General features: G+C 42.4%; 11 protein-coding genes. 2 read left to right on the plus strand and 9 right to left on the minus strand.

The window, feature by feature from the left end; all coding sequences use genetic code 11:
* Positions 1-28: 28 nt before the first annotated feature.
* Positions 29-610, plus strand: a complete 582-nt coding sequence (locus tag FBF61_RS32850; protein ID WP_138485232.1) for a Uma2 family endonuclease — start codon at positions 29-31, stop codon at positions 608-610.
* A gap of 4 nt (positions 611-614) precedes the next feature.
* Here the strand turns inward: FBF61_RS32850 and FBF61_RS32855 are convergent, their stop codons facing one another.
* The 4 genes from FBF61_RS32855 to FBF61_RS32870 form a co-directional block, all read right to left on the minus strand.
* On the minus strand, positions 615-1,523 hold the full coding sequence (locus FBF61_RS32855; RefSeq protein ID WP_138485233.1) for an SDR family oxidoreductase: 909 nt from the start codon (positions 1,521-1,523) through the stop codon (positions 615-617).
* Between the two features lie 12 nt (positions 1,524-1,535).
* Complete coding sequence (locus FBF61_RS32860; protein ID WP_138485234.1) at positions 1,536-2,243, minus strand: peptidylprolyl isomerase; 708 nt, start codon at positions 2,241-2,243, stop codon at positions 1,536-1,538.
* Positions 2,244-2,248: 5 nt separating this feature from the next.
* Entirely contained in the window at positions 2,249-2,848 is a 600-nt protein-coding gene (locus FBF61_RS32865; protein WP_138485235.1) for a hypothetical protein, read from the minus strand.
* A 114-nt stretch (positions 2,849-2,962) separates the two neighbouring features.
* Positions 2,963-4,369: a BamA/TamA family outer membrane protein gene (locus tag FBF61_RS32870; RefSeq protein WP_229215335.1), complete on the minus strand. Its 1,407-nt coding sequence runs from the start codon at positions 4,367-4,369 to the stop codon at positions 2,963-2,965.
* 419 nt (positions 4,370-4,788) lie between these two features.
* Here FBF61_RS32870 and FBF61_RS32875 point away from each other — a divergent pair, with 419 nt between their 5' ends.
* Positions 4,789-5,049, plus strand: a complete 261-nt coding sequence (locus tag FBF61_RS32875; RefSeq protein ID WP_138485237.1) for a hypothetical protein — start codon at positions 4,789-4,791, stop codon at positions 5,047-5,049.
* A gap of 32 nt (positions 5,050-5,081) precedes the next feature.
* Here FBF61_RS32875 and FBF61_RS32880 read toward each other — a convergent pair whose 3' ends face one another.
* The 5 genes from FBF61_RS32880 to FBF61_RS32900 all read right to left on the minus strand — a co-directional run bounded on the left by FBF61_RS32880 (position 5,082) and on the right by FBF61_RS32900 (position 7,829).
* On the minus strand, positions 5,082-5,423 hold the full coding sequence (locus tag FBF61_RS32880; RefSeq protein WP_138485238.1) for a hypothetical protein: 342 nt from the start codon (positions 5,421-5,423) through the stop codon (positions 5,082-5,084).
* Between the two features lie 319 nt (positions 5,424-5,742).
* Positions 5,743-5,985, minus strand: a complete 243-nt coding sequence (locus tag FBF61_RS32885; RefSeq protein ID WP_138485239.1) for a hypothetical protein — start codon at positions 5,983-5,985, stop codon at positions 5,743-5,745.
* A gap of 59 nt (positions 5,986-6,044) precedes the next feature.
* Entirely contained in the window at positions 6,045-6,509 is a 465-nt protein-coding gene (locus FBF61_RS32890; RefSeq protein ID WP_138485240.1) for a hypothetical protein, read from the minus strand.
* 281 nt (positions 6,510-6,790) lie between these two features.
* The gene (locus FBF61_RS32895) at positions 6,791-7,177 is read right to left on the minus strand and encodes a hypothetical protein (RefSeq protein WP_138485241.1); all 387 of its coding nucleotides are present in this window, start codon (positions 7,175-7,177) and stop codon (positions 6,791-6,793) included.
* Positions 7,178-7,259: 82 nt separating this feature from the next.
* Positions 7,260-7,829: a DUF3885 domain-containing protein gene (locus FBF61_RS32900; protein ID WP_138485242.1), complete on the minus strand. Its 570-nt coding sequence runs from the start codon at positions 7,827-7,829 to the stop codon at positions 7,260-7,262.
* Positions 7,830-8,217 lie beyond the last annotated feature (388 nt).

Here is an 8,217-nt window from a genome sequence, read left to right on the forward strand (position 1 = left end):
GAAAAACTTACTCAAACAATAAATATTGATGAATACGCCTGTAACCATTAAAGTTGGGGATATCATGAGTGAAGATGAATTCTTCCGGTTTTGCCGGATGAATGAAATGCTTGACTTTGAACGGGATAGTGACGGAAATATAATTTTTATGTCGCCGACAGGAAGTTTTACAGGCAGTTTTAACTCGGATATCCTGATCGAAATCGGTATCTGGATGCATAGCCACAAAGTAGGAGGGAAGTTGTTTGATTCCTCAACTGGTTTTACTTTACCAAATGGCGCTGTGCGCTCGCCCGATGTTTCGTGGGTCGCGAAAGAGAAATGGGACCTGCTTTCCAATGAAGACAAAGAGAGGTTCGCGCCCGTTTGTCCCGACTTTGTGATTGAAGTACGTTCCAAATCCGATGACCTGAAATATCTTAGAGATAAGATGGATGAATATATGGAAAACGGATGTCAGCTGGGCTGGCTGATCGACCGGTTTGATCAAAAAGTATATGTTTATCAAACCAACAAAAATATCATTGAGTTTGACAGTCTAGATATTCAATTGAACGGTGAGCCGTTGTTCCCAGGCTTTGTCCTTGATTTATCAGCGATTGAAAAGTAGTCTTTTACAGTTGGCTTTGCTCCGCCAGCAAAGCGATACCTTCCCGGAATGTATGCGGTTCGTAACCAAGTATGTCCCGGGATTTTTTAAGGTCAAAACCGGTACGTGGCGGCCGGCGGGCAGGTTGTGAAAAGGCGGAAGCGTCGGTAGGCGAAATAAGGGACTTGTCCAGCGAAAAATAATCAGCTGTCATCAGCGCCATCTCATAGGGTGTCAGGAAATCCTTACCTGAAATATGAAAAATGCCCTGGGCTTTATGATCTGCGATCAGAAAACACCCTTGGGCCAGATCTTCGGCCAGAGTAGGAGTGCGAAACTGATCCGTAACCACTTTGATAGCTTTTCCTTCTTCAAGCGATTTTTTCACCCAAAGAATAATATTGCTCCGGCTCATATCATGCGCGATGCCGTAAACTAGCACGGTCCTGGTAATTGCCCAGTTGATATCGGAACTCATCACAGCCTTTTCGGCCGCATACTTGCTCCACCCGTAAAAACTGATGGGATTAGGAAGGTCTTCTTCTTTATACGGGCCGGAAGTGCCGTCAAAAACGAAGTCTGTGGAGAGATGTTCCAGAAACACACCGTACTTTCTGCAGGCTGAGATCAGAGTCTCTACCGCGGTGACATTGAGTTTCCAGCAGTTGTCTTTCTCCGATTCACACTGGTCTACATTGGTCATCGCGGCCGAATGAATGATCACATCGGGAAGTACTTTGCCAACGACCATGTCAACCTCCTCTGCATTGGTAATGTCCATTTCAAGATAGGAGTAGCCATTTTGGAATGGAAGACGGTTTGCTCCTTTTGCCGTTGCCACTGTTTCAATAGCCGGGTTCCGGACCAGAAGCTCTACCAGCTTTTGTCCGAGCAGACCATTGGAACCGGTAATGAGGATTTTCTTCGTTTTCAACTGAATCTTGAATTAAGCCTCATAATTCCACCCGTACTTGCGCGTGATTTTCTTTTTCTTCATTTTTTTGACAGAAACCTTCATCGCCACATCCTTTTCGGGCCGGTCACGTTCATCACGCTCCACGGAACCGATTTTATCGATCACATCCATGCCGTCGATCAATTGTCCGAAAACAGAATAGGACCCGTCCAGGTGGGGAGTACCACCAAGAGTTTCATATACTTTCTTCTGATCATCCGTCAGTTTCCGGGCTGCGCGGGTCGCCTGTTTTTCCAGGTCCGGCTTGCTCCATTTTCTTCCCTGAACGATGTAAAACTGGCAGCCGCTTGATTCCTTGGCCGGGTTGTTGTCACGGGCTGCCGCCAAAGCACCTTTCTGGTGAAAAAGCTTGGGGCTGAACTCGGCCGTGATCTTGTAACCATTATCGCCCTTTCCCAGCATTTCGTCCGGTTTCGCGTTTCGTGAGTTAGGATCTCCTCCCTGGATCATAAAGTCGTCGATCACCCTGTGAAAAAGCAGCCCGTCATAAAATTTGTCCTTGGCCAGTTTTATGAAATTTGCTTTATGCTTCGGCACTTCATCAAACAATATAAACCTCATCGTGCCCTGGTTCGTGGTAATGGTGACCACTTCGTCTTTATTCGATTTTTTCTGAGCTGAGATATTTAACGAAAACAGGCACAGGATGGCCAGGATTACTGATCTTTTCTTTTTCATACATTTTAATTTGACGCGAGTACGTTTTTATCGGTCGGGAAAAACTGGAATTTTAAGCCGTAGTCTTTTCCGACCGAAACATCCTCCATATTTATTCTGACTGATTTTTTATTCCAAGTAATCTTTTTCGGTTCTTCTTTCGGGGCATCATAATTTTCACTGAAATACTGTTTTCCCGCATTCCAAAGCTGTTTTGTCGCCTCCGGGCTATTGAGATAAACATCGACGGTTATTTTGTTCACTTTTTTGTCAGCAGTCAAAAAGTACTGGACATCTATTGTTTCGAGCTTGGCGGTTTCCGAGGTGTAGCCAAGGTGGTCGGGTGTTTCTTCAAACATTTCAAAAGTTTCCGATGCCTTCACTTTCGAGACCGGATCGCCGAAGGCAACACCTCTTAAAATAGTCCCGTTCGCGTTCTCACCATAAGAAGTGCCCAGGATATTCTGTAGCAGGGCCGACTGGTCGCTGTTCAGATCAGCCTCTTCCGGTGCAGGTATGGCCACGGTGTCGGGCACCTGCTCTGTTTTTTCATTAGTCTTGGTGTCACATCCCATCATCACAGTCAGGGCCAAAGCCAGCGAGGCCCCAATTTTCAAGAGTTTCATGCGTGTAAAAGTTATTTTCATCTGGTATGATTGGTTATAAAATAGTTATGCCTTTGTTGTCGAAATGTGCATCTGGGGTGCAATTTAGCCATAATTTGATGTTTTTAATTGATTTCAGAATTCCCTGGACACATTGAAAAAGAACCTTTGTTCTCCTTTTGCATTGAACGTGAGGTTAAAACGGGCCAGGATATTATAGAATGTGACCACGTCCAGTCCGGCCCCGGCGCCGTAGAGAAGAGAATTCCCAAGTTGGGTATTGCTGAATTCGGGATAACTGTTTTTAACATACCCCGCATCGGCAAAAGTATTGATATAGGCGGCCATGGGAATTGTGTTGAACTGTTTGACAGGAATAAACGAAAAATGTTTCCTGAATGAAAAGAGCCTGTATTTAAGTTCATTTTTGATCAATCCATAATCCTGACCGTCAACTACATACAACTCATATCCCCTTACTAGGTCATTTCTGTATCCGAGGCCGACAGTCTGAAGGTACGGTTGCTTTTTGGGTAATGAAAGCCTGGCCCTGACTCCTGTGTTGAAGTACCAGTTTTTCCCAAGCGACAGGTATTTGCGGTATGATCCATAAAAATAGATCTGGTTGATGTCATCCGCAGGCAGCAGCCCGATTTTCGAAAGCTGAAGTCCGATACTTTCCCCAAGAAGTGCATATTGCACATTGTCCCGTTTGTCATAGCTGAATGTGTATGTCAGCTGAAAAAAACGCTGGGCCGTCCGGCTGTTCAGGAGATAATTAGGATTGAGGTAAGCAATTGTATCCGAGATGCTTGCATAGCTGTACCGGAGATCGGCGGAGTGAAATGTATAATATTTGTTGCGACGCGTAAGCGTGACGTAAGTCACAGAGCGCCTGCGGTTGATGTCCTCGCTGCTCAGGTAGTCCAGTTTATCCCGCCAGGTCCTGAAAGCAGTCGATTTATTAATAGAATACGAAGTACCGACGGTGACCCCGGTTTTCTTGGCCTTATCAATGTACGGCATGGAGTAGGCGATCTCAAATTTGGGAATAAAGCCAAATTCAGCCAGAAACCGGAGCTTGTCCGCCCGCCCGGTCACATTTCCATAGCTCAGGTAAACGCCGTAAGTGGTTCTGCGGAGATCTCGTTTTCGTTCGTACCACCATTCATTGAAATTGCGGTCGGCAAGCTGAAAAACCGGAAGGGCAATAAAATACCACCTTTCCTTCACCACAACCCTGATGTCCGTCCGTACGGAATCTTCATTTATGGTTGGGAACAAATCTACGGTTACGAACAAATTGGTGTTAACGATTTTCCGCCGGTCGATTTCTAATTTTTCGGGTAAGCTCCTGATGTTCAGTGTATCGCCGGACTTGACTGCCATTTCCCTTAAAATGATCCCGGTATGTGTACGGTGATTGCCTTCTACCTTCACTTCTCCGATCACGACAGATTTGCTGCTGTCGACAGCAGTTTGCTGAGCGTAGGCGATGCCTGTAATGAAGATAAGGATGGCAGGAAAGTAAATTCTTCTCAAACGCTTTATTGGGTTCATTCTTCTCTGCCGTGCGAGTTTCAGTACAGAAACGATACTTCACCCTAATTTGATTAAAAACTTTGTAAAAATAAGTTTTAGCGGCGATATGAAAGCAGCTTTTTTGAAAACTGTGAGATGGGATACTTACACTTACGGGATGCGTTGGCACTGGATGTATCCAGGCCGAAGGGGTCAGTGATGGGATGGTTGACAGCATAGAAATAGACAGACATGTCGTTGTTTTTCTCCACCAACGCATCCACCACTCCCAATTTCGGCCATAAACATCCTGGCCACATAATCCAGATACCATGACCCGACCTGCAATTCCTTTCCATTGTACAAATACCTGTTGACCCAGTTCTGGACTTGTGGCGGGGTGTTGTCGCGGTTGATGTGAGCTGGCTGAAGGGACAGTAATGTTAAAACATCAAAGAACGGCTGACAGAAGTGCCTATTTGCTGCTATTGGTAAACTACGGATTTGCAAAGCGTATCGCCGACGCTTTGAGCGTGACGCTGGATTACATGGTAGGTGAAGGACAAAGTGCTTCCCTTGACAAAAAAATGTTCAGCGGCTGCAAGCCATCGAACAATTACCCAAAGATAAAAAAAACAGTTTTTGCCCTGCTAGATGCCTTTATCAGGGATTTTAGAGCTAAACGACAGTATGCCGTATAAATAACCGCTCCGAAGCTCGGAGCGGTTATCATTTACTTTAAGTACTCCTCTGACATATCTTCGCAACCTTCTACATGCAAAGCCTCTAAATACTCTTTTTCTAGAGCAGATAAATTTATGGCAGCATCGGCTATCATTAGCTTCGGTTCGTTGCTTTTGTAAAGCGACTTTGCTTTACTATGAAGCATCTGATTAATGTTCCAAATGAGAAGCTCTTTCCATTCATTTTCAAAAGATGTCCTAGCTCTATTCCACGCGTTGGACAAATTGTTAGATAAAAATACATTTGTCTCCTCAAAAAATCGTCCATCTGAAACATCGATTTCAGATGGGTAGCAATTAACAGTTTTATGGTACAAATCGTTGAATTTCATTTTAATACATTTGCCCAACAATATTTAATGAGATTCAAAGGGGGATGGGCGTAGCTATTCTTTAAATGATTTGAAATTGCTTTTAAGATTCTTGCAGATATACCCTATGACATTTTCTTTACGCGTTGTTAACGCTATGTCCTGATTCTCAATCAGATCATTCAAGCTGTCTTCAATTACTTTCCATAATTGAGTATTTTCTAATTCTGTGTATGCGTGTTTTGATTTCATCGTTTGTTTTTATTTTTGGCTCCGTCCGGCCAGATTTGATTATTTTCAAAGTCGATTTCTTTAACTTTTTTCCCTGTCTTGGGATTTGTTACGTCCGAATGCCTCTTTCCAGCGGAATTGCGAAAGATTCAAGTGTATAGTCATTTTCAATTTTGTCCGCGGCCCTTGGCTTTGACGGATCGAAAGTGTCGTTTGCTAGTGCTTTCGCCTCCGCCGCCCGAACGTTCGGCGAATTAGACGAGCCCTGCTTCCTGTCTCGTTCCTCCTGCTCCCGCTGCACTTCCCGGAACATTTCCTCCGCAGGCTTTCCTTCAAAATGCCAGGATGACATCCCGTCCGGATCAATAAATATAAGCGGATTGTCATTGCCGTAGGTATATGGACCTATGCCTATAACTGTGGTTTAGGAGCCTGTTTGGAAATTTTGTTTAGCGGAACATATCTTTCATTTTTCTTTGAAAACGAAAATCTATAACTAGCTCCTTCCTCGCCTTCCCAGAGAAATAAATAAAATGGACGCCTATTTTCTAATATGCCGCTTCCAGATATCTCAAGAGTGGTTCCGAAGCTATAATTACCTCGAGCGTTTGTTGAGTCAAACCCTAGTTTGAGAATCCATCGGGATTGATCTTCAATCAGTCTCCATTCACCTTGTCCAGATAATCGTGTTCGAGAAGTGTCAAATGTACTTAGAAGCCTTGTCGGTAAATCTTTTCCACAGAAAGTTCCGTCTTGTAATATTTGTAAGGTGGCACCAGAAGCATTCGACCAAGTGCCCTCAAAGTCTTCCTTCACTGGGTCAGTTGACGTACAACCCATCATTATAAATAACAGACAATGTTTTAATTTTCTCATCTTATTTTGATTTGTTCAGACCATGTTATCGTTTGAGTTGTTTTTGATAATGGTCCGGTTTCAAAAGTTTTATCTAAATAACTTCCTATATTGTTGGTCCACCAATTAGTATATCCAACTACCGGAGGGTGGGTTGCTGATTGTATGGTGGAGGAATTATCTACTTTAAATACGACAGTTGCCGTGTTATTTTGGATGTTAGTAACCTTATAGGATAAGTTATATGACCCAAGGTATGTGACCGCAAGGTTTCCCGTTAAACCGCCCGTCGCAAGCGTTGATTAATCCTGAATGTATTTGCCGATACCGCCGAGGCCAGCAAGTGAATAATTCCTATTGTGCTCCAATCTACCTCCCTTTAATATTGCTGCTCTAATAATTGCTCGTGTTTGTTCAACGTGTTCATGTTGTTTGAGTATTTTAGTAAAGGCATCATCATCTTTAAAATCCCTGTGCCTCGGTCCCAAACCACTTAGCCATTCCCAACCTACTTCCCATGGGGTAATGTTGTTATTCTTTTCATTTGCCTCGTTGTCCCTTTTTCGTTCGTCTTGTTCTTGTAATTTTGAAAGCTCCTGCTGAGCATCGATACCTGTGAGTCTCACTCCTCCGTCGATGTTTGTCACATCCATTCCGTCCGGATCAATCAGATTGATCGGATTGTTCAAAGTAAACGAATAGCTTGAAATCGTTTCCCATATCTCTACTGTGGCGTTTTATAGGGGAGTGTTTATTTAAAATAGACATTTCTTATAATAAATACTGACTAAATTTTTCACCTATTGAATCAACTATATTCTTATCAGGCGATAATAATTCCATACCTCTGTCATCATATATATTTAACAATATAGGCTCTCTTTTGAAGGAAACGTAGTGAGCAGTTATTCCAATGGTATTTTCTATTGCTAGATCAAATCCTGCACTTGAATACACAAGTTTAATAACCTTGTCGAAAGAGTACTGACTATATTGCAAATAGAATATTTCGGCTTCGTCAAATGCTCCTTGATCAAAATTGTTGGTTTCTATAAGTCCATCATTGATTTCACCTTTGTAGTATTTTTTTGGGTTATTTGTAGTAAATTCTTCGCTGAATAATTTGGATATGCTGGACTTCTTGGCATCCCAAATAATGAGGAGTACCCAAATTTCCTCATTTAAGAAAATTGTATTGGAAACCTCTTCAAATCTATTTAATACTTGCGCGACTCTTTTATTTTTTATTTTTATACTACCACCCATTTCGAATTTTAGTTGGAATACTTTGTTTTTAGTAAATTGTGCTTTATAGTTTTTGATAAATTCGGCCTTATTCATGATGTTAGTCTTTTATCCTGTTAAGATTTTTATCCATGTTCCGGTTCGTTCTAGCCTATTTCCAACCCTTTTTAGCAATTTCCATACACCTCCATTATGACTTCATCCATCCTTTTGACCAATGTCTCGGGATATAAATTTCTCTCCTTTCCTATAAACTTTTTGACCCTTAAACTTCCATATTCTTTTGTTTCAATATATCCTTTAGGTATGATTACATTGTCTGAATTTTTAATTGCTGGCCCCCTCAAAACCTCACTATGACGTGGTTCCCTTTTGGTTTACACTTTTGCGGGTTAGTAAATATTTAAAAACTTCAATTCTTATCCAGTTTGTCGGTAATATTCGGCTTCAAAAGCTGCTGGATTTAAATAGTTCAAAGAGGAAT

Origin of the sequence: Dyadobacter bucti (assembly GCF_005869225.1) — a bacterium.
Classification (GTDB): Bacteria; Bacteroidota; Bacteroidia; order Cytophagales; family Spirosomataceae; genus Dyadobacter; species Dyadobacter bucti.

Excerpts from the sequence above, each read along its gene's own strand:
- FBF61_RS32900 (WP_138485242.1), bottom strand. The coding sequence starts at position 7,829 with ATGAATAAGGCCGAATTTATCAAAAACTATAAAGCACAATTTACTAAA.
- FBF61_RS32885 (WP_138485239.1), bottom strand. The coding sequence starts at position 5,985 with ATGTCATCCTGGCATTTTGAAGGAAAGCCTGCGGAGGAAATGTTCCGG.
- FBF61_RS32865 (WP_138485235.1), bottom strand. The coding sequence starts at position 2,848 with ATGAAACTCTTGAAAATTGGGGCCTCGCTGGCTTTGGCCCTGACTGTG.
- FBF61_RS32875 (WP_138485237.1), top strand. The coding sequence starts at position 4,789 with ATGTTAAAACATCAAAGAACGGCTGACAGAAGTGCCTATTTGCTGCTA.
- FBF61_RS32880 (WP_138485238.1), bottom strand. The coding sequence starts at position 5,423 with ATGAAATTCAACGATTTGTACCATAAAACTGTTAATTGCTACCCATCT.
- FBF61_RS32860 (WP_138485234.1), bottom strand. The coding sequence starts at position 2,243 with ATGAAAAAGAAAAGATCAGTAATCCTGGCCATCCTGTGCCTGTTTTCG.
- FBF61_RS32850 (WP_138485232.1), top strand. The coding sequence starts at position 29 with ATGAATACGCCTGTAACCATTAAAGTTGGGGATATCATGAGTGAAGAT.
- FBF61_RS32890 (WP_138485240.1), bottom strand. The coding sequence starts at position 6,509 with ATGAGAAAATTAAAACATTGTCTGTTATTTATAATGATGGGTTGTACG.